Source organism: Novosphingobium sp., assembly GCF_965229225.1.
GTDB lineage: Bacteria > Pseudomonadota > Alphaproteobacteria > Sphingomonadales > Sphingomonadaceae > Novosphingobium.
The window spans coordinates 791,914-810,374 of the sequence record NZ_OZ245867.1; the positions used below are offsets into that span (position 1 = coordinate 791,914).

At 64.9% G+C, this 18,461-nt stretch carries 21 protein-coding genes; 10 read left to right on the forward strand and 11 right to left on the reverse strand.

Annotated features, from left to right (window positions below; translation table 11 throughout):
• Positions 1 to 9: 9 nt before the first annotated feature.
• Positions 10 to 2,328 (forward strand): patatin-like protein, encoded by a 2,319-nt coding sequence (locus ACO06X_RS03340; protein WP_421838583.1) that lies wholly within the window; start codon positions 10 to 12, stop codon positions 2,326 to 2,328.
• Positions 2,329 to 2,501: 173 nt separating this feature from the next.
• On the opposite strand, the gene dnaJ is transcribed toward ACO06X_RS03340, so the two are convergent.
• The gene (dnaJ, locus tag ACO06X_RS03345; protein WP_421838584.1) at positions 2,502 to 3,632 is read right to left on the reverse strand and encodes a molecular chaperone DnaJ; all 1,131 of its coding nucleotides are present in this window, start codon (positions 3,630 to 3,632) and stop codon (positions 2,502 to 2,504) included.
• A gap of 74 nt (positions 3,633 to 3,706) precedes the next feature.
• Entirely contained in the window at positions 3,707 to 5,614 is a 1,908-nt protein-coding gene (gene dnaK / locus ACO06X_RS03350; RefSeq protein ID WP_421838585.1) for a molecular chaperone DnaK, read from the reverse strand.
• Between the two features lie 171 nt (positions 5,615 to 5,785).
• Here dnaK and ACO06X_RS03355 point away from each other — a divergent pair, with 171 nt between their 5' ends.
• Positions 5,786 to 6,346, forward strand: coding sequence for a copper chaperone PCu(A)C (locus ACO06X_RS03355; RefSeq protein ID WP_421838586.1), 561 nt, complete (start codon positions 5,786 to 5,788; stop codon positions 6,344 to 6,346).
• Between the two features lie 59 nt (positions 6,347 to 6,405).
• Positions 6,406 to 6,840, forward strand: coding sequence for a vgr related protein (locus ACO06X_RS03360; RefSeq protein ID WP_421838587.1), 435 nt, complete (start codon positions 6,406 to 6,408; stop codon positions 6,838 to 6,840).
• A 20-nt stretch (positions 6,841 to 6,860) separates the two neighbouring features.
• Here the strand turns inward: ACO06X_RS03360 and ACO06X_RS03365 are convergent, their stop codons facing one another.
• Positions 6,861 to 7,118, reverse strand: coding sequence for a glycine zipper family protein (locus ACO06X_RS03365; RefSeq protein WP_421838588.1), 258 nt, complete (start codon positions 7,116 to 7,118; stop codon positions 6,861 to 6,863).
• A 157-nt stretch (positions 7,119 to 7,275) separates the two neighbouring features.
• Between ACO06X_RS03365 and ACO06X_RS03370 the strand changes: the two genes are divergently transcribed.
• Positions 7,276 to 7,944: a cysteine hydrolase family protein gene (locus ACO06X_RS03370; RefSeq protein WP_421838589.1), complete on the forward strand. Its 669-nt coding sequence runs from the start codon at positions 7,276 to 7,278 to the stop codon at positions 7,942 to 7,944.
• A gap of 133 nt (positions 7,945 to 8,077) precedes the next feature.
• Here the strand turns inward: ACO06X_RS03370 and ACO06X_RS03375 are convergent, their stop codons facing one another.
• Together ACO06X_RS03375 and hrcA are read right to left on the reverse strand one after the other, a co-directional pair.
• Positions 8,078 to 8,641: a nucleotide exchange factor GrpE gene (locus tag ACO06X_RS03375; protein ID WP_421838590.1), complete on the reverse strand. Its 564-nt coding sequence runs from the start codon at positions 8,639 to 8,641 to the stop codon at positions 8,078 to 8,080.
• Complete coding sequence (hrcA, locus tag ACO06X_RS03380; RefSeq protein WP_421838591.1) at positions 8,638 to 9,702, reverse strand: heat-inducible transcriptional repressor HrcA; 1,065 nt, start codon at positions 9,700 to 9,702, stop codon at positions 8,638 to 8,640. Before hrcA ends, ACO06X_RS03375 begins: the two co-directional genes overlap by 4 nt.
• Before the next feature lie 128 nt (positions 9,703 to 9,830).
• Here hrcA and rph point away from each other — a divergent pair, with 128 nt between their 5' ends.
• Entirely contained in the window at positions 9,831 to 10,547 is a 717-nt protein-coding gene (gene rph, locus ACO06X_RS03385; protein ID WP_421838592.1) for a ribonuclease PH, read from the forward strand.
• Between the two features lie 121 nt (positions 10,548 to 10,668).
• Positions 10,669 to 11,298 (forward strand): RdgB/HAM1 family non-canonical purine NTP pyrophosphatase, encoded by a 630-nt coding sequence (gene rdgB / locus ACO06X_RS03390; protein ID WP_421838593.1) that lies wholly within the window; start codon positions 10,669 to 10,671, stop codon positions 11,296 to 11,298.
• Here the strand turns inward: rdgB and ACO06X_RS03395 are convergent.
• Positions 11,243 to 11,890: a CAP domain-containing protein gene (locus tag ACO06X_RS03395; protein ID WP_421838594.1), complete on the reverse strand. Its 648-nt coding sequence runs from the start codon at positions 11,888 to 11,890 to the stop codon at positions 11,243 to 11,245. The two genes, rdgB and ACO06X_RS03395, sit on opposite strands and share 56 nt — an antisense overlap.
• Before the next feature lie 62 nt (positions 11,891 to 11,952).
• Between ACO06X_RS03395 and hemW the strand changes: the two genes are divergently transcribed.
• Both hemW and ACO06X_RS03405 read left to right on the forward strand, forming a co-directional pair.
• On the forward strand, positions 11,953 to 13,104 hold the full coding sequence (hemW, locus tag ACO06X_RS03400; protein ID WP_421838595.1) for a radical SAM family heme chaperone HemW: 1,152 nt from the start codon (positions 11,953 to 11,955) through the stop codon (positions 13,102 to 13,104).
• Positions 13,101 to 13,994, forward strand: coding sequence for a tyrosine recombinase XerC (locus tag ACO06X_RS03405; RefSeq protein ID WP_421838596.1), 894 nt, complete (start codon positions 13,101 to 13,103; stop codon positions 13,992 to 13,994). Before hemW ends, ACO06X_RS03405 begins: the two co-directional genes overlap by 4 nt.
• A gap of 94 nt (positions 13,995 to 14,088) precedes the next feature.
• Here the strand turns inward: ACO06X_RS03405 and ACO06X_RS03410 are convergent, their stop codons facing one another.
• Positions 14,089 to 14,406 carry a hypothetical protein gene (locus tag ACO06X_RS03410; protein WP_421838597.1) on the reverse strand — a complete coding sequence of 106 codons (318 nt, stop codon included), beginning with the start codon at positions 14,404 to 14,406 and terminating at the stop codon, positions 14,089 to 14,091.
• A 24-nt stretch (positions 14,407 to 14,430) separates the two neighbouring features.
• Positions 14,431 to 14,772, reverse strand: a complete 342-nt coding sequence (locus ACO06X_RS03415) for an ArsR/SmtB family transcription factor (RefSeq protein ID WP_421838598.1) — start codon at positions 14,770 to 14,772, stop codon at positions 14,431 to 14,433.
• Between the two features lie 80 nt (positions 14,773 to 14,852).
• On the opposite strand from ACO06X_RS03415, the gene ACO06X_RS03420 reads away from it, so the two are divergent.
• Complete coding sequence (locus ACO06X_RS03420) at positions 14,853 to 15,182, forward strand: NIPSNAP family protein (RefSeq protein ID WP_421838599.1); 330 nt, start codon at positions 14,853 to 14,855, stop codon at positions 15,180 to 15,182.
• The gene (locus tag ACO06X_RS03425) at positions 15,179 to 15,538 is read left to right on the forward strand and encodes an antibiotic biosynthesis monooxygenase family protein (protein ID WP_421838600.1); all 360 of its coding nucleotides are present in this window, start codon (positions 15,179 to 15,181) and stop codon (positions 15,536 to 15,538) included. The genes ACO06X_RS03420 and ACO06X_RS03425 overlap by 4 nt, the downstream gene beginning before the upstream one ends.
• Positions 15,539 to 15,658: 120 nt before the next feature.
• Here the strand turns inward: ACO06X_RS03425 and ACO06X_RS03430 are convergent, their stop codons facing one another.
• The 3 genes from ACO06X_RS03430 to ACO06X_RS03440 form a co-directional block, all read right to left on the reverse strand.
• Positions 15,659 to 16,981, reverse strand: coding sequence for a sensor histidine kinase (locus tag ACO06X_RS03430; RefSeq protein ID WP_421839845.1), 1,323 nt, complete (start codon positions 16,979 to 16,981; stop codon positions 15,659 to 15,661).
• A 116-nt stretch (positions 16,982 to 17,097) separates the two neighbouring features.
• On the reverse strand, positions 17,098 to 17,775 hold the full coding sequence (locus ACO06X_RS03435; RefSeq protein WP_147160025.1) for a response regulator transcription factor: 678 nt from the start codon (positions 17,773 to 17,775) through the stop codon (positions 17,098 to 17,100).
• 287 nt (positions 17,776 to 18,062) lie between these two features.
• Positions 18,063 to 18,365, reverse strand: coding sequence for a hypothetical protein (locus ACO06X_RS03440; RefSeq protein WP_421838601.1), 303 nt, complete (start codon positions 18,363 to 18,365; stop codon positions 18,063 to 18,065).
• Between the last annotated feature and the right edge of the window lie 96 nt (positions 18,366 to 18,461).

Consider the following 18,461-nt stretch of genomic DNA (forward strand, 5'->3'; position numbering starts at 1 on the left):
TTACTTGTCATGCGGGAAAAGGAACTGCGGCTCGCACTGGTCTGCTACGGCGGGATCAGCCTTGCGGTCTACATGCACGGCGTCACCAAGGAGATCTGGTACGCCACGCGCGCCAGCCGCGCGTTTCATGATGAAGCCCCTGCCGGCAGCGGTGCCGAGGCAGTCTACCGGCGCCTGCTCGAACTGCTGGAGTCTACGCGCGATCTCAGGCTGCGCATCCTTCCCGATATCATCTCGGGCGCCAGCGCGGGCGGGATCAACGGCGTATTCCTCGCGCAGGCGCTGGCCAGCGGGCAGAGCCTGGAGCCGCTGACCACGCTCTGGTTGGAGCGGGCGGACGTTGAAATCCTGCTCGATCCCGATGCCCGGCCGTGGAGCCGCTTTGCCAAGTTCTGGGCCCAGCCGCTGGTTTGGTTCCTCCTCAAGCGTCCGGGGAATGTCGTCAGCCGCACGGTGGGTTCGGCCCACACGCGCCGCGAAGTGCGCCTCAAGCTCTCGCACCTCATCCGCGCGCGCTGGTTCGCGCCGCCGTTCAGCGGAATCGGCTTCTCGCATCTCCTCGCCGAAGCCTTTGATGCGATGGCTGAAACCGGCAGCGGCAGCGCGCCCTTGCTTCCGGCCGGCCACCCGCTCGATCTGCTGGTCACAGCCACGGATTTCAACGGCCACCGCGAAGATCTGCGCCTCAACAGCCCACCGATTGTCGAGGAAAGCGAGCACCGGCTCGCCATCGGCTTTCGCCGCAATGCCTCCGCAGGTGCGGGCGAAGACATTGCCGAGCGCGCCGAACTCGTGTTCGCCGCCCGCTCGACCGCCAGCTTTCCCGGCGCATTCCCCCCGCTCATGCTCGCGGAAATGGACCGGCTGACCACCGAGCGCGGCCTTGCCTGGCACGGCCGGGAGGCCTTCCTCAAGCGGGTGATGCCCAGCCGCTGGAAGCGCGGCCAGCTTGGCGAAGTCGCGCTGGTCGATGGTGCGGTGCTGGTCAACCGGCCGTTTGCCCCGGCCATGGCTGTGCTGCGCGACCGGCCCGCGCAGCGCGAGGTCGATCGGCGGTTCGTCTACATCGATCCCAGCCCGGCCCGCACGCCCATGCCCGACCATATGGAGCGATCGGTCGGCTTCTTCTCGGCCATCTTCGGCTCGCTTTCGTCGATCCCGCGCGAACAGCCGATCCGCGACAACCTTGAGGCACTGGAGGCCCAATCGCGCGAACGAGCGCGGCTGCGGATGATCGTCGATACCCTGCGCGGTGAGATCGATACGGCGGTGGAGCGCCTGTTCGGCTATACCTTCTTCTTCGATCAACCCACGCTCAAACGCCTGACCGCATGGCGCGCCAAAGCCCAGCAAGCAGCGGCCGAGCAGGCCGGCTTCGCCTTCCACGGCTATGCGCAGGTCAAGCTCGCCGGCGTCGTCGCATCGCTCGCGCTGGTGATCGAGGAAGCGATGATCGAAGCCCCGCCACGCGGCGCGGTCGAGGCTGAACTCTGGGCGCATCTCGCCACGCTCGGCTTCGACCGGCTCGCGCAGGCCAGGGGCGGCGCCACGAACGAGGCCATCGCCTTTTTCCGCGCGCACGATCTTGGCTTCCGCATCCGCCGCCTGAAGCTGCTCGCCCGCCGCCTCACGCAGGATTGGGACGATGCCGAAGGGATCAGCCCTGCCGAGCGCGAGACCGCACGCGACATGGTCTACCGCGCACAAGCGCTCTATCAGGCCAAGCAGACTGCGGCTGGATTGGGCGAGGACTTCGCGGCCGTCGCCGCCAGCGCGCTCGCCCGCCCCGCCGAAGTGCTTGCCGCCATCGCCGCCCGGCGCGATCTCACCGGGATCGACCTTGCCGTCGATGCGATGATTGTCGAAGGCCTCGCCGCGATGAGCAAGCCGCTGCGCCGGCGCTTCCTCTACGCCTACCTCGGCTTCCCGTTCTACGATGTAGCCACCCTGCCATTGCTGCAGGGCGAGGGCATGGGCGAATTCGATCCCGTGAAGGTCGACCGGATTTCGCCCGAAGACGCTTTGTCGATCCGCACCGGGGGCACCTACGCCTGCCTGAAGGGCGTCGAATTCTTCCACTTCGGCGCCTTCTTCGCGCGCGCCTACCGCGAGAACGACTACCTCTGGGGCCGCCTCCACGGTGCCGAGCGCACGGTGGACCTGATCGCCTCGACCGCCGAACCGTCGCTCCCGCCCGGCATGATCCGCGCCTTCAAGCGCGACGTTTTCCTCGCGATCCTCGATGAGGAAAAGCCGCGCCTGACCGCCGAGCCCGGCATGGTGGATGGCGTGATCGCCGAAGTGAACGCGATGTTTGCGAGCGGTTAGAACGCAAAGTGGTTCGCGCAGAGGCCGCAGAGAAAATCTGTGCTCCACAGGCGCCAGCCGAAAGCGACCTTAAGCCTCAAGCTGAATTGGCTTCGCCGAATTGAACTGAGCCTCTGCGATCTTTGCGATCTCTGCGCGAACCATTTTCGTTCCGCGCCGCCGCATAAACAGCGTTACTCCGTCAGATCGTTCCAGGCATCCTTGATCCGGTCAAAGAACCCCTTCGACTGCGGGGTTTCCTCGCCCGTTTCAGTCGCCTGGAACTCGCGCAGCAACTCGCGCTGGCGGGCAGACAGCTTGGTCGGCGTCTCGACCTGAATCTCGATCACCAGATCGCCCATGCCGCGCGCTTGCAGCACGGGCATGCCCGCACCGCGCTTGCGCAGCTGCTTGCCGGACTGGATGCCGGCGGGAATCTCGATCTTGTGGCGCGCTCCGTCGACCCCTGGAATTTCGATCTCCCCGCCCAGCGCAGCCTTGGTGAAGCTGATCGGGCAGCGTGTCAGCAGCGTCGTCCCCTCGCGCTCGAACATGCGGTGGCGCTTCACGTGAAGGAAGATGTAGAGATCGCCTGCAGGCGCGCCGAACGGCCCGGCCTCGCCCTTGCCGGCCAGCCGGATGCGCGTGCCGTTGTCCACGCCAGCCGGAATCTGCACATCAAGCTTCTGCTCGGCATCGACACGGCCCTCGCCGCGGCAGCTCTTGCAGGGGCTCTCGATCACTTCGCCGCGGCCATGGCAGGTCGGGCAGGTGCGCTCGACCATGAAGAAGCCTTGCTGCGCGCGCACTTTGCCGTGCCCGCCGCACAAGTTGCAGCGCCGCGCCGAGGTGCCAGGCGTTGCGCCGGTGCCGCCGCAGGGCTGGCAGCTCTGTGCCACCTCGACCGCGATCTCGACCGACTTGCCGTGAAACGCATCCTCGAGCGTGATTTCCATGTCATAGCGCATGTCCGCGCCGCGGCGGGCCTGCTGGCGGCCGCCTCCACCGAATGCACCGCCGAAGATCGTCTCGAAAATATCGCCAAGATCGCCGAAGTCGCCGCCGCCAAAGCCGCCGCCGCCACCCTGGCCGCCCTGCTGGAAGGCGGCATGGCCATAGCGATCATAGGCCGCCCGCTTCTGCGGATCGGAGAGGCAGGCATAGGCCTCGTTGATCTGCTTGAACTTCGCCTCGCTGTCCTGGCACCCCGGATTCTTGTCCGGATGGAACTTCATGGCGAGTTTGCGATAGGCGGACTTGAGCACCTTCTCGTCTGCGGTGCGCTCCACCTCGAGCAGTTCGTAGAAATCAATTTCAGCCGACATTGCGGTCCCCATCCAAGAACAGCGGCCCGCCGCCTGCACCCGAAAGGCAGGCGGCGGGCCGACTTAACGCAACATCACTTGGTGTCGTCGACTTCCGAGAATTCGGCGTCGACCACGTCCTCGGCGTCCTTCGGAGCTTCGGCCGAAGGCGATGAAGCAGCGGCCTGCTCCTTCTCGTAGATCGCCTGGCCCATCTTCATCGCCTTATCGGTGAGCGCCTGGGTCTTGGCGTTCATATCAGCCGGATCACCGCCTTCGATCGCCGTCTTGGTTTCCGCAATCGCGGCCTCGATCTCGGCCTTCAGCGCAGCGTCGATCTTGTCGCCGTTCTCTTCAAGCTGCCGCTCGGTCGCGTGGACAAGGCTGTCGGCGTTGTTGCGCGCCTCGGCCGCCTCGCGGCGCTTCTTGTCCTCTTCGGCAAACTTTTCGGCATCGCGGACCATCTGCTCGATGTCGTTGTCCGAAAGCCCGCCCGAGGCCTGGATGCGGATCTGCTGTTCCTTGCCGGTGCCCTTGTCCTTGGCGCTGACGTTCACGATGCCGTTGGCGTCGATGTCGAAAGTCACCTCGATCTGCGGCACACCGCGCCGCGCCGGCGGAATGCCGACAAGGTCGAACTGCCCGAGCAGCTTGTTGTCCTGCGCCATTTCGCGCTCGCCCTGGAACACGCGGATCGTCACCGCCTGCTGGTTGTCCTCGGCGGTCGAGTAGACCTGGCTTTTCTTGGTCGGGATCGTGGTGTTGCGGTCGATCATCTTGGTCATGATGCCGCCCAGCGTCTCGATACCCAGCGAAAGCGGGGTCACGTCGAGCAGCAGCACGTCCTTCACATCGCCCTGCAGCACGCCGGCCTGGATCGCCGCGCCCATGGCGACGACTTCGTCCGGGTTCACGCCGGTGTGCGGATCCTTGCCGAAGAACTCCTTCACGATCTCACGCACGCGCGGCATACGGGTCATGCCGCCGACGAGCACGACATCGTCGATGTCCTTGGCGGTGAGGCCGGCATCGGCAATCGCCTTGCGGCACGGCTCCAGCGTGCGCTGGATCAGGCCAGAGACGAGCTTCTCAAGGTCAGACCGGGTGACGTTTTCCACCAGATGCAGCGGGGTGGTGCTGCCACCTTCCATGCGCGCGGTGATGAAGGGCAGGTTGATCTCGGTCGTCTGCGCGCTCGAAAGCTCGATCTTGGCCTTTTCAGCCGCTTCCTTAAGCCGCTGAAGGGCAAGCTTGTCGGTGCGGAGATCCATGTTCTCCTTGGCCTTGAACTTGTCCGCGAGGTATTCGACCAGCACGTTGTCGAAGTCTTCACCGCCAAGGAACGTATCGCCGTTGGTCGACTTCACCTCGAACACGCCGTCGCCGATCTCGAGCACCGAGATATCGAACGTGCCGCCGCCAAGGTCGTAGACCGCGATGGTCTTGCCGTCCTGCTTGTCGAGGCCGTAGGCCAGCGCGGCCGCGGTCGGCTCGTTGATGATGCGCAGCACTTCAAGGCCCGCGATCTGGCCGGCGTCCTTGGTCGCCTGGCGCTGCGCGTCGTTGAAGTAGGCCGGCACGGTGATCACGGCCTGTGTCACGGTCTCGCCGAGATAGCTTTCCGCGGTTTCCTTCATCTTCTGCAGGATGAAAGCCGAAATCTGCGAGGGGCTGTAGTCCTCACCGCCCGCCTTGACCCAGGCGTCGCCGTTCTTGCCCTTGACGATGCCATAGGGAACCAGCGCCATGTCCTTCTGGGTCATGGGATCTTCAAAGCGGCGGCCAATCAGGCGCTTCACCGCGAAGATGGTGTTGTCGGGATTGGTCACGGCCTGGCGCTTGGCTGGCTGCCCGATCAGGCGCTCACCATCCTTGGTGAAAGCAACGATCGAGGGCGTAGTGCGCGCGCCTTCCGAATTTTCGATCACCTTCGAGGTGCCGCCGTCCATCACCGCAACGCAGCTGTTGGTCGTGCCGAGGTCGATACCGATAACTTTAGCCATGGTGTTCCTGTTTCCTTGCCCACTAGACGCCGCGCTTGAAGCGCCCCCCGAACTGGGCGAGCCTTCGTCTATGCAGCTCTGACAGAGGGCGATATAGGTCGCCTTCTGCCCGGGACAAGGCCCAGCCTCGCGCCTATATTACATCTCGATTCAAGACTGGAGAGAGCTTCGATGCCCCCTATCCGTTCCAATGCATTCGGCTTTGGCCTCGCCCTTGCTGCTGCGGCGAGCCTGCTCGCGCTCGCTGCCTGCAGCGGCAATGCGCCCGATGCCGCCGCAACGGCCTCGGCTAGCGCCGCTCCCGGCTCTGCGCAAAACCCCTTGGCGCCCGACAATGCGCCGAACGTCAGCGTGATCGAACCGGTCATCAAGCTGCCCGCCGTGCCCGGCAATCCCGGGGTGCTTTATTTCACGATCCAGCAGACTGCGGGCAAGGCCAACACGCTCGTGGCCGTTCATGTCGACGGTGCCGGGCGCGCTGAAATGCACGAAAGCAAGACCGAGAACGGCGTATCGTCGATGGCCCCAGTCAGCTCGGTCAGCTTCAGCGAAAAGCAGCCCGCCGAATTCAAGGCTGGCGGCTATCATGTGATGCTGTTCGATCTCGCCAGCACGGTGAAGGCGGGCAAGGACGTCGAAGTCACCTTCACGCTCGCCAATGGTGACAAGGTGAGCACTTTCGCGAAAGTCGAGGAAACCGGTGCGATGGAAGGCATGATGGATCACATGTGACCCTGCCGCACAGGGTCCCTCCCGGCGGGGAACGTCCGCTCACGCCGGGCGAACGGGCCATGGCGGAAAGCGTTTTCGGCGGCGCCCTCGATCTCGCACCCGTGCGGATCCGGCGCCGCCGGTTTTTCCCGTTCCAGCCGCGCGGCACCGTGATGGCGCCGATGGGGCACGTCCATTTCCACCCGGCAAGCCCGCACTACCGCGACGATTTTGCGCAGGCCCCGCTCGGTCTGCAGGGCCTCTTCATCCACGAACTCGTGCATGTCTGGCAGACCCAGCAGCGCGGCCGGTTCTACCTGCCGCTGATGCGCCATCCGTTCTGCCGCTACGACTACCACTTCGATGCAGCGCGGCCCTTCAAATCCTACGGCATCGAGCAGCAGGCCGAACTCGTCGCACACGCCTTCCTCGCCGCGAGGGGCGGGCCGCATGCGGCGGCACCTTCGCTTGCCGCGCTGCAAACCGTGCTGCCGTTCCCGGTCAGGTCTGCCTGACCGGGAGCGGCAGCGGCCCGTCAGCAGCGAACCTGGTATTCATAGCCATCGCGATCGCGGCGATAGCAGCGGCCGTGCTTCTTGATCAGCGAACCGCCTACCGCGCCAGCCGCCGCACCGATCGCCGCGCCGGTGCCGACATCGCCGCCTGTTGCGCCGCCGATCACCGCACCGCCCGCAGCGCCCAGCAGCGCCCCTTCGGCGCCGTAATTCCGTGCGCAGCCGACAAGCGAGAGCGCCGCCACGGCCACCATGGGAAGCATGATCTTGCGTTTCATCGTCCAGACTCCTTGTCGCCCCCGGATGCTTGTCCCTGCTCAGGCACAAACGCGCGACCCGCCGCCAGGTTCCGCCACGCGAAAGGTCCGCTGCCCCGCTCTGGCGCAGACCTGCGCAGCCATGGCACGTTTGCCGCGCAGAAAAAGGACCGCGCCGATGCCGCATGCCGTAGACACCCACGCCATCCTCGATACGGTCGCCGCCGCGCGCGGTGGCGTGCGCAATGTGTTCGATGATATCGATCCGAAGCGCCTCGCCCACATCTGCGTCGATATGCAGAACGGCTTCATGGAGCAGGGCTCGCCGGTCGAAGTGCCGATGGCGCGCGAGATCGTCGGGAACATCAACCGCATCAGCGCCGCCGTCCGCGCCGGAGGCGGGCTCAACGTGTTCCTGCGCTTCACCACGCCCGATGCGGCCAGCTGGTCGGTCTTCGTCCGCCGGCTGGGTTCAGGCGCAGCGGCCCACCGCGCCGCCTTCACGCCGGGCGCGCACTATCATGATTTCTGGCCGACGCTCGATGTCCAGCCCGAAGACGCGGTGGTCGACAAGCACCGCTTCAGCGGCTTCACCCCAGGCACCAGCGATCTGGACGCTGTACTCAAGGCACGCGGCATCGATACCGTGCTGATCACCGGCACGCTCACCAACTGCTGCTGCGAAAGCACCGCGCGCGATGCCATGCAGTTCAACTACCGCGTGCTGTTCGCAGGCGATGCCAACGCCGCGCTGACCGACGCCGAACACGCCGCAACGCTGCACAGCATGGCGTTCGTCTTCGCCGATCTTTACGACACGGATGAGGTGGTGGGGTTGCTGGGCTGAATTTGCCCCCATCCCTGCACCCAAACCCGCTCATGCTGAGCTTGTCGAAGCATCATGCACGACGGCTGCGCCAGCACCCTTCGACAAGTTCAGGGTGAGCGGATGTGGGCGGTATTGTCGGAAGCGAAACCCCTCAATCCGGCGTCTTCGCCACCGCCACCATCGCGGCGCGCAGCAGGCGGTCCTTGATCATGTAGCCGGCCTGCAGTTCCTGTAGCACCGTGCCCGGCTCCACATCGGCAGAGGGGATCTCCAGCATCGCCTGGTGCTGGTGCGGATCGAGCGGCAGGCCCTTGGCGGCGATGCGGCTGATCCCGTGGCTGGCAAAGACTTTCTCGATCTCGCGCCCCGTAGCTTCCAGCCCGGCGACAAGGTTCTTCATCTTGTCGTCCGCGCGCAGTTCTGCAGGAATCGATTCGAGCGCGCGCGAAAGGTTGTCCGCCACCGAGAGGATGTCGCGCGCAAAGGCCGTTGCGGCATAGGCGCGCGCGTCGGCCATTTCCTTTTCCATGCGGCGGCGCACGTTCTGCGTCTCGGCCTTGGCGTAGAGCACGTCCTGCTTCGCCGCCTCGAGATCGCCCTTCAGCGCTTCCACGAGTTCGCCCAGGCCATCGCCGCCTTCGGTCAGTTCGGAAGGCACGCCTTCAAGTTCAGCTGCCACTTCTGCATCCGTCGGGCGCGTGTCGTTGTCAGTCATTTTCGCGTAAATCCGTCCTGCGTGATGATCCTGCTCAAGGATTGAGCCGTGAAATCAACCATGGGGACAACCCGCGCATAATTCAACCGCGTCGGCCCGATAACTCCCACCACGCCGACCACGCGGCCCTCCCCGTCACGCCATGGCGCGGCAATTACCGAAGAGCCCGAAAGCGAGAACAGCCGGTTCTCGCTGCCGATGAAGATGCGTGCGCTTTCCGCCTCGCGCGCGGCATCGAGCACGCCCGCAATCGCCTCGGCGCTTTCCAATTCATCGAGGAGTTGCCGCACCCGCTCGATATCGCCCAGCGCCGCTTCGTCGAGCAGATTGGCCTGCCCGCGCACCACCAGCACAGGCCGCTGCGCCGCGTCGCGGCTCCACACCGCCAGCCCCCGCTCGACCAGCGCTGCGCTCGCCGCATCGAGCGCAGAGCGCCCGCCTGCGATTTCCGCGCGGATCGCCTGAAAGGCATCCGCCAGCGTACGCCCCGCCATGCGCGCCGTCAGGAAATTGCCCGCCTGTTCCAGCGTCGAGGCACTCGTCATCCCCGGCAGATCGATCACCCGGTTCTCGACAGTGCCGTCATCCCCCACCAGCACCACCAGCGCCCGCGCCGGCCCCAGCGGCACGAAGGAAATCTGTGCCAGCCGCATTTCCCGGTGCGGCACCATCACCACGCCCGCCCCGGCCGAGAGATCGGACAAGGCCAAGCTTGCCGCCGCCAGCGCCGCCTCGATAGTGCCGCCTTCTGCCAGCCCCCGCTCGATCTGCGCGCGCTCTGCCGCCGAAGGCTCCGCCGCCTGCATGATCCCATCGACAAACAGCCGAAGGCCAACCTCGGTCGGCATCCGCCCCGCGCTGGTGTGCGGCGCGGCCAGCAGCCCCGCATCCTGCAATTCCTGCAACACCGATCGGATCGAGGCCGAAGAAAGCCCCACCGCCCCGCTCCCCGCGAGGGTGCGCGAGCCGACGGGAAGCCCACTGGCGATATACCCCTCGACCACCAGCCGGAAGATTTCGCGGGCGCGGAGCGAGAGTTCAGAAAGTCCGGGTCCTGCCATGGCACCTATCTAGGACAGTTCATCCCGCCGTGAAAGGCATCGAGGCCCCCGTCTTTTCGTGCCGCGGGGCCTTTCTTTCCGCGGCGCGCGGGCTAAAGGCAGCGCAATCGTTCAACAAAGGAATTCTCATGCGTCCCTCAGGCCGCGCCGCAGATGAAATGCGCGCCATCACGATCGAGACCGGCTTCACCAAGCACGCCGAAGGCTCGGTGCTGATCGGCTTCGGCGATACCAAGGTGCTGGTCACCGCCTCGGTCGAAGAACGCGTGCCGCCCTTCATGCGCGGCAAGGGCGAAGGCTGGGTCACGGCGGAATACTCGATGCTCCCCCGCGCCACCCACACGCGCGGCGGCCGCGAAGCTGCCAAGGGCAAGCAATCGGGCCGCACGCAGGAAATCCAGCGCCTGATCGGCCGTTCCTTGCGCGCTGTCACCGATATGAAGAAGCTCGGCGAACGCCAGATCACCTTGGATTGCGACGTGATCCAGGCCGATGGCGGCACCCGCACCGCCTCGATCTCCGGCGCGTGGATCGCACTGCGCCTTGCCGTGCAGTCGCTGATGGACAGCGGCGCGATCAAGGAAGACCCGCTGACCCGCAAGGTCGCCGCGATCTCCTGCGGCATCCATCAGGGCACGCCCGTTCTCGATCTCGACTACATCGAGGACAGCTCGGCCGACGCCGACGCCAACTTCGTGCTGATCGAGGGCGGCCATATCGCCGAAGTCCAGGCCACTGCCGAAGGCGCGACCTATGACGAGGAAGGCCTGCTGCGCCTCCTGCGCCTCGCCCGCATCGGCTGCACGGAAATCTTCGCCGCCCAGGCCCGCGCCGTCGGCCAATGACTTTCTGCCCCCACCTACCCTCGTCAACCCCGCGCAGGCGGGGATCCAGAGCCCAAGGCGCAGCGTCAGCCGCTCTGGATTCCCGCCTGCGCGGGAATGACGAAGAGTCGGGGGCAAGACCATGACCCGCCTGCTCCCGCCCGGAAAACTCGTCATCGCCACCCACAACGCGGGCAAGCTGCGCGAGATCCGGGCGCTGCTGGCGCCTTATGGCATGGACTGCCTCTCGGCGGGCGAACTCGGCCTGCCCGAACCCGCCGAGACGGGCAGCACCTTTGCCGAAAACGCACTGATCAAGGCTCACGCTTCGGCCAGCGCCTCGGGCCTTCCAGCGCTTGCCGATGATTCCGGCCTCTGCGTCGCTGCGCTCGGCGGCGCTCCCGGCGTCTACACCGCCGATTGGGCCGAAGCCGCGCCCTACGAAGGCGGGCCGGGCCGCGATTGGTACATGGCGATGGGCAAGGTCGAGGGCAAGCTTGCAGAGATCGGCCCCGATACCCCGCGCGATTGCTGGTTTGCCTGCGTCCTCGCGCTCGCTTGGCCCGATGGCCGCGAGGCGGTGTTCGAAGGCCGCGCCACGGGGACGCTCACCTGGCCCCCGCGCGGCACGCTAGGCTTCGGCTATGATCCGGTGTTCGTGCCCACTGGCGATGCGCGCACCTTTGCCGAGCTGAACCCGGCCGAAAAGCACCGCATCAGCCACCGCGCCGACGCTTTTTCGAAGCTGGTTTCTTCGGCTTTGACGGACTGACGGCCGCCGGAGCGACCGGCGCGGCTGTGACTGGAGCGGTAGCGAGGGCAGCAGCAGCCTTGTAGTCATAGGCTTGCTGCCCGATGACATTCCCAGCAGGGAAATAGCGGCACACCAGATAGTCGCTCTGCCGGTTGCTGGCGATCGCACAGCCCACTTCGCGCGTATCCTTCCACACGATCTGCGTATAGTGCCCCACATCTTCCCAGCGTCCTGTGGTCGAGACATCGGGAAACTTGCGCCGCTTGAAGAGCTTTCCCTCGTCGATGAAGAAGCCGATCATTTCTTCCGGGGTGTAATCATCCTTCGTGCCGGTCCAGAGGTTTTCCCCCTCCCCGCCATCGGCACCGACCGGCGCGTGCTCGAACATGTCGGACACGGCGAGCGTCTGCGCCCACTTCTTCGCATGCTCGGCCAGCTTGGCGCTCCAGACGAGCGGCTTCACCCGCAGCCGCAGCCGTTCGGCATTCTGCGCGGCGAGCAGCCGCGGTCCCACCGTCTCGACAGGCGTCACGGTCACCTGCGCTGCCGCCGGCTGCGCGGCCATCACGGCAGCAAGAATAGTGATCGCAAGTGCTCGACTGCTCCACATATGCGCTTTCCCCAAGCCTTTGGCCCTTGACTTTACCCGCCCGACTCAGGCTGGAAAGATGCATGGCCTTCGCCCTTTATATCCACTGGCCATTCTGCCTCGCCAAGTGCCCATACTGCGACTTCAATAGCCATGTACGAGAGGGCATCGACGTCGGCGAATGGCAGCAGGCGCTGCTTGCCGACATGGCCCATGAGGCGGCGCTCACGGGTGGCCGCGAGCTTACCTCGATCTTCTTCGGCGGCGGCACCCCGTCGCTCATGCCCCCTGCGCTGGTGGCCACATTGATCGAGGCCGCAGGCCGCCACTGGCGCTTTGCCGAGGATATCGAGATCACGCTGGAGGCCAATCCCTCCTCGGTCGAGGCGGCCAGGTTCGCCGGGCTGGCCAAGGCCGGGATCAACCGCGTCTCGCTCGGCCTTCAGGCGCTGGGCGATGCCGCGCTGGTGTTCCTCGGCCGGCTTCACAATGCCGTCGAAGGCCTCGCTGCGCTCGATGTGGCGCAGCGCCATTTCCGCCGCGTGAGCTTCGATCTGATCTATGCCCGGCCCGATCACACGCCCGCACTGTGGGAGGCCGAACTCGCCCGCGCGCTGTCCTTCGGCACGGGTCATCTCTCGCTCTACCAGCTCACGATCGAGCCCGGCACGCGCTTCGCCACGCTGGTGCGCGAGGGCCGCTTCACCCCGCTGGATGATGACATGGCGGGCGATCTCTTCGCCCTGACCCGCGAGCGCACGCTGGCCGCCGGCCTTCCGGCCTACGAGATCAGCAACCACGCCCGCCCGGGTGAGGAAAGCCGCCATAACCTCGTCTACTGGCGCTATCAGGACTATGTAGGGATCGGTCCAGGCGCCCACGGCAGGCGCGGCGGCTTCGCCACAGTGCGCCACCGCAAGCCCGAGAACTTCCTCAAGGCCGTCAGCGCCCAGCGCCACGGCATCGCCGAGATTCGCGAGCTCGGCATTCGCGAACAGGCCGCCGAAGCGCTCCTCATGGGCCTGCGCCTCGACGAAGGCATCGCGCCTGCCGCGCTGGCCCAGCGCTTCGGCCTTCCCGAAACCGATCTGATCGATCCTGCCAAGCGCGCATTCTACACCGCGCAAGGCCTGCTCAACGAACGCGCCGACCGCCTGATCGTGACCGATGCGGGCATGCCGCTGCTCGACGGCCTGCTGGCGGAGCTTGTCCCCGCCGGACTCGTGGCGGCGTGAGCGCCCCCGATCTGCTCGAAGCCTGGCGCGATCACCTCGCGCTCGCCCGCCGCCGTTCACCGCACACCGTGCGCGCCTATGTCGCCACCGCCGCGCGCTTGCTTGCCGCATTGCCCCCGCCGCATGACTGGGCCACGCTCGCCCGCCTCGAAGTCGGCGATGTGCGCACGCAGCTGGCGGCCCGCCGCGCCGATGGCATCGGCAACGTGTCTGCCGCGCGCGAGCTATCCGCCCTCAAGGCCTTCCTCGCCTTCGCCCGCACGCAGGTCGGCGGCGCGGATGCCCCGCCGCCCCGCCTGCGCGGCCCCCGGATCAAGAAGGGCCTGCCCCGCCCCGTCACCCCGGATGACGCGGTGAACCTCGCCGCGATGGTCGAAGGCGAAGGCAGCGAACCGTGGATCGGCGCGCGCGACCGCGCGGTTCTCCTCCTGCTCTACGGCGCAGGCCTGCGCATTGCCGAGGCGCTGTCGCTCACCGCCGCCGCGCTGCCACTGGCCGATGTACTGACCGTGACAGGCAAAGGCGGCCGCCAGCGCGTTGTCCCCATCCTGCCCATCGTGAAGGCGGCGGTGGAGGACTATGCGGCCAAAGTCCCCTTCCCGCTCGAGCGCCACGCGCCGCTGTTCCGCGGCGCCAAGGGCGGCCCGCTCGCCCAAGCCATGATCCAGCGCGCCGTCGCCCGCGCACGCACCGTGCTCGGCCTGCCCGCCACGGCCACCCCTCATGCCCTGCGCCACAGCTTCGCGACACACTTGCTGGGCGCGGGCGCAGACCTCCGGAGCCTTCAGGAGCTACTCGGTCACGCCAGCCTGTCCTCGACGCAGATCTACACCAAGGTCGATGCGGCAACGCTACTCGACGTCTACCGGAACGCACATCCAAGAGCCTAGGATTGTGACGGCGGTTTGCGACCAACTTGTGTCGCTCCCAGATTATGCCGTGATCGCACACTAATGGTCTGAAGGTGACATTGGCTATTCGGAATCAGATAACGGGAAAGTATTTTGAAAAAGCCGCTTTGCCGCCTTTTGAGAAAGTGATGACGCGTGAACCATTCTCGACACGAAGCCAGTTCAGCTCTCTCATGTGGTTGAGCAGCAAACGGCCTAAACTGCCCGCAAGGTGTGATCGGCGTTCGCTCCAGTCAAGGCATTCTCGACAAAGCGGCGCGCGCCGTAAATCAATGCTATCAAGGTTCAGACCAAATTCAGACATGAACCGATAGCCATCCTCGCTGAGTAATAGCTCCATTTCATTTATGCCGAGATAACCCCGCTTCACCAAACTGTCATAGAGTTGCACGCCTGCCTCGCCGGCCAGATGGTTTTAGCAAATACGCGCCGCTCTGAGCGCCTCGTCCCGTGGACCCGTTCGGGTGCGCAAGTGTCCCGTGTCAGCAGCCAATCCCATTAGCGCCTCCAAGAGACTCGCGACGCCAGGTGATCGGAGCGTAAAATACTTATGTCGCCCTTGTTTGCGCGCCGAGACAAGTCCGCCTTCGTCCAGCTTTGACAAATGGACGCTTGCGGTTTGCGCGGTCACTCCTGCTTCTTGAGCAAGCTCGGTTGCCGTAAGTGCCTTGCCGACCATGAGCGCGGTCAGGATGTTAGAGCGTGCGGGATCGCCTATCAGCGCGGCTATCCGGGCAATGTCTGGGCCGTCTTTCATAGTTCGCTCATGAACGAAGCATTTCCGCAAATCAAACTGATACCGCGCTGTCCGGCTGATAGGAGCTACGGAGATGCTTTATGATTACATGCTTTATTCGATATGAAATTGACCCATTCAAGGTCGAAGCGTTTCAAGAATATGCGCGCAATTGGGGCAATTCAATCCCCCGATGTGGCGCGGACCTGATTGGTTATTATGCACCACATGAAGGGTCCAGCACTACTGCTTATGGCATTTACAATATCGCAAGCCTCGCGGCTTATGAGGAATATCGCGCGCGTCTTGCCAAAGATGATGAAGGGCGCGCCAATTATGAATTTGCAAAGCGCGAGCAGTTCATACGCAGCGAAGACCGGCTTTTCCTGCGGCTAGCATCGGCGCCACATGCACCCCTGATGATGCCATGATTGGTGTTATCTTCGAAGTGTACCCCGCTGCGGGCCGGACACAAGAGTATCTCGATCTTGCTGCTGCCTTGAAGGATGAGCTTGTCCAGCTTGACGGCTTTATTTCGATTGAGCGGTTTGAAAGCCTTAGCGAACCCGGCAAATTGCTCTCACTTTCGTTTTTCCGTAACGAACAGGCAGTTCAAAACTGGCGCAATTTGCCGCATCACCGTGCGACACAGGCTAGAGGCCGAAGGGGCATATTCCAGGATTATCGCTTGAGAGTGGTGAGCGTTATGCGTGACTATGGCTTGCACGAACGCGAGCAAGCACCGACAGATAGTACGGCCTACCACGGTCAATCACCGCAAGCCTGAATATCGCGGACGTGCCTGGAGCAACCGTTCAGTTTCAACATGTTGAAACTGAACGGCAAGAGTGTCCCAGATACCGCTCGTTTCAACATCACAACACCGCACGAAAAACCGCCAAAGCCCCTATTTCCCGTTCACCCGCGGCAGCCGCAGCACCGCCAGCAATCCGCCCAGATCCTCGCTCTCGCCCAGCGTGATCGAGCCGCCGTAAAGCTCGGCCACGTCGCGCACGATGGCGAGCCCGAGGCCGGTGCCGGGCTTACCGGTATCGAGCCGTGCGCCGCGCGCGAACAGCTTGTCCCGCGCCCCGTCCGGAATGCCCATGCCGTCGTCCTCGATCCAGATCTCGCAGGTCTTCGGGTCCTCTGGCACCGCATCGATCGTCACGAACACCGAGCCACCGCCGTACTTGGCCGCGTTCTCGATCAGGTTGCCGAGGATCTCATCAAGGTCCTGCCGCTCGATCGCTACCGTGACATCGCGGTTGCCGTCCATATCAAAGCGGACGCTCGGATAGAGCCGCACGACCGCGCGCTCCACCGCTTCTGCGCTCTCGCCCACGCTGGCGCGCGAAAGGCCCGTAGCGCGGCGGCCCACGGCACGCGCGCGGGCAAGGTGGTGATCGACCTGCCGGCGCATCACCGCCGCCTCGCGAATCACGGTGTCGGAAAGGTCATCCGCCTTCGCCGTCGCCGCGTTCATCACCACCGTCAGCGGGGTCTTGAGTGCATGGGCGAGGTTGCCGGCATGGGTGCGTGCTTCCTCCGCCTGCCGCTCCGAATGCGCAAGCAGCGCGTTGATTTCCTCCACCAGCGGCTGGACTTCCAGCGGCAGTGGCTCATCCACCCGCCGCGCCTGTCCCTCGCGCATGTCGGCAATCGCACGGCGAACCCGGCGCAGCGGGCCAAGGCCGTAATAGGTCTGCAGCGCCGCCATGGCGATGAGGCCGAGCGCCAGCACCACAAACGACCAGATCAGGATCGCCCGGATCCGCCGGATCTGCGCGTCGAGATCGCTGCGGCTCGCCGCCACGGCGAACTGCCAGTTGATCTGGCTACCGGGCAGGATGACCGACCGCTCAATGATGCGCAGCCGCTCCTCGCCGAACTGCTCGCTATCATAGACATGCGGATTGCCGTCGAAGTGATCGCCCTTGAGCTTGAGCGTGCGGTCCCAGAGCGAGCGCGAGGGGAAATCCTCGTGCCCCTTGCCGCTGATCTGCCAGTAAAGGCCGCTATTGGGCTCGAGGAAGCGCTGGTCGCCCAGTGCACGGTTGAAAAACACCTCGCCATCCGGCCCGATTTCCGCCGAACCCACCATGGCAGTGAGCATATAGCCGAGTTGGTCGTCGAAATTGCGGGTAGCAAGCCCGGTCATCGTCCGGTCGAGCGCCAGACCGCCGCCCAGCAGCAGCACCGAAATCCACGCCACCGCGATCAGCAGCATGCGCCGCGAAAGCGATCCCGTGTGGGGCGCCGTGGCGGGTTGCACCTCAGGCGCCGCGGCAGCGGTTTCCCCTGGGGCAATCACGCTGTGTTCCACGCCGTGCGCCCCTTGGTCTTTCAGCCGCGCCCGCCGTGCGCCGGATCGTCGAGGCTGTAGCCAAGCCCGCGGATGGTGGTGATCACATCAGGCCCCAGCTTCTTGCGGATGCGCGTCACGAACACTTCGATCGTGTTGGAATCGCGGTCGAAATCCTGATCGTAGATGTGCTCGATCAGCTCGGTGCGGCTTACCACCTTGCCCTTGTGGTGGAGCAGGTAGGACAGCAGCTTGTATTCCTGCGCGGTCAGCTTCACCGGCTCGCCATCCAGCGTCACCCGGCCCGAACGCGTATCGAGCCGCACGCCGCCAGCGATCAGTTCCGACGAGGAATTGCCCGAAGCGCGGCGGATCAGCGCGCGCAGGCGGGCGATCAGTTCCTCGCTCTGGAACGGCTTGGCCAGATAGTCGTCGGCACCGGCATCCAGCCCCGCCACCTTGTCAGACCAGCTGTCGCGCGCGGTCAGCACCAGCACGGGAAACTTGCGGCCTTCCTTGCGCCACATGCCCAGCACCGTCAGCCCGTCGATCTCCGGCAGGCCCAGATCGAGGATCACCGCGTCATAGTCCTCGGTCGAGCCCATGAAATGGCCGTCCTCGCCATCGACCGAAAGATCGACCGCATAGCCGTTGGCTTCGAGCGTGGACTTGAGCTGCTTGCCGAGGGTCGGTTCATCCTCGACGATCAGAATGCGCATCGTTTGCCCCTTGCTGTACCCGCTGCGGGCGGGACCAATCTTCGTGGAGCTTGATGGAGCGACAAACCTGAACGGTCAAGGAACAGGCCCGGTTTGTCGTCAAGGCCAAGGATCAGAAGGGGATTCTCGCAGAGACGCGAAGGAAAAGGAGACCGCGAAGCGGACTGAATGCGCCAAAGGCGCCCGATTCCAGACAAGGCCACCAAGTCAATTTGCTGGGCAACCTCTTTGCGCTCTCACCTATCTCTCTGCGTCTCTGCGAGAAATCAGAAAGATAAAGCAGCCGCTCAGTGCGATTCGCCCAGGATTTGCCCCGTGCGCGCGTCGACATCCACAAACACGACCCGCCCGTCCTGAATGAACTTCAGCCGATAGGCCATCGCGGTCGGATCGTACTCGGGGCCGAGGTACTGCATACCGCGCTTGGTAGGCAGCACCCGCGCCTCGATCTCGCGCAGCGATCGCACGTTGCCGTTGCGCAGATCGAGCCGCGCCTCGCGCTGTTCGTCAGCGCGGCGCTGCTGCGCATCGGCCGCAGGAGCGAGCGAAACGAGGAGGCCAAGGGCGAAGATTGCTGAAGTTGCGCGCATGATGCGAAGCGCCATAACCTGCGGCCTTTGAATAGCTTGTGAACGCGCGGGCGGGGTCCCCACCCCGCAAACCGCTTCCCTGTAGGGCCACTATGG

Excerpts from the sequence above, each read along its gene's own strand:
- ACO06X_RS03440 (WP_421838601.1), bottom strand. The coding sequence starts at position 18,365 with ATGCGCGCAACTTCAGCAATCTTCGCCCTTGGCCTCCTCGTTTCGCTC.
- ACO06X_RS03355 (WP_421838586.1), top strand. The coding sequence starts at position 5,786 with ATGCCCCCTATCCGTTCCAATGCATTCGGCTTTGGCCTCGCCCTTGCT.
- dnaJ (WP_421838584.1), bottom strand. The coding sequence starts at position 3,632 with ATGTCGGCTGAAATTGATTTCTACGAACTGCTCGAGGTGGAGCGCACC.
- ACO06X_RS03420 (WP_421838599.1), top strand. The coding sequence starts at position 14,853 with ATGATTACATGCTTTATTCGATATGAAATTGACCCATTCAAGGTCGAA.
- ACO06X_RS03430 (WP_421839845.1), bottom strand. The coding sequence starts at position 16,981 with ATGCTGCTGATCGCGGTGGCGTGGATTTCGGTGCTGCTGCTGGGCGGC.
- ACO06X_RS03370 (WP_421838589.1), top strand. The coding sequence starts at position 7,276 with ATGCCGCATGCCGTAGACACCCACGCCATCCTCGATACGGTCGCCGCC.
- hemW (WP_421838595.1), top strand. The coding sequence starts at position 11,953 with ATGGCCTTCGCCCTTTATATCCACTGGCCATTCTGCCTCGCCAAGTGC.
- ACO06X_RS03435 (WP_147160025.1), bottom strand. The coding sequence starts at position 17,775 with ATGCGCATTCTGATCGTCGAGGATGAACCGACCCTCGGCAAGCAGCTC.
- ACO06X_RS03365 (WP_421838588.1), bottom strand. The coding sequence starts at position 7,118 with ATGAAACGCAAGATCATGCTTCCCATGGTGGCCGTGGCGGCGCTCTCG.
- rdgB (WP_421838593.1), top strand. The coding sequence starts at position 10,669 with ATGACCCGCCTGCTCCCGCCCGGAAAACTCGTCATCGCCACCCACAAC.
- ACO06X_RS03395 (WP_421838594.1), bottom strand. The coding sequence starts at position 11,890 with ATGTGGAGCAGTCGAGCACTTGCGATCACTATTCTTGCTGCCGTGATG.
- ACO06X_RS03425 (WP_421838600.1), top strand. The coding sequence starts at position 15,179 with ATGATTGGTGTTATCTTCGAAGTGTACCCCGCTGCGGGCCGGACACAA.
- hrcA (WP_421838591.1), bottom strand. The coding sequence starts at position 9,702 with ATGGCAGGACCCGGACTTTCTGAACTCTCGCTCCGCGCCCGCGAAATC.
- ACO06X_RS03340 (WP_421838583.1), top strand. The coding sequence starts at position 10 with ATGCGGGAAAAGGAACTGCGGCTCGCACTGGTCTGCTACGGCGGGATC.
- rph (WP_421838592.1), top strand. The coding sequence starts at position 9,831 with ATGCGTCCCTCAGGCCGCGCCGCAGATGAAATGCGCGCCATCACGATC.
- ACO06X_RS03360 (WP_421838587.1), top strand. The coding sequence starts at position 6,406 with ATGGCGGAAAGCGTTTTCGGCGGCGCCCTCGATCTCGCACCCGTGCGG.
- dnaK (WP_421838585.1), bottom strand. The coding sequence starts at position 5,614 with ATGGCTAAAGTTATCGGTATCGACCTCGGCACGACCAACAGCTGCGTT.
- ACO06X_RS03375 (WP_421838590.1), bottom strand. The coding sequence starts at position 8,641 with ATGACTGACAACGACACGCGCCCGACGGATGCAGAAGTGGCAGCTGAA.
- ACO06X_RS03415 (WP_421838598.1), bottom strand. The coding sequence starts at position 14,772 with ATGAAAGACGGCCCAGACATTGCCCGGATAGCCGCGCTGATAGGCGAT.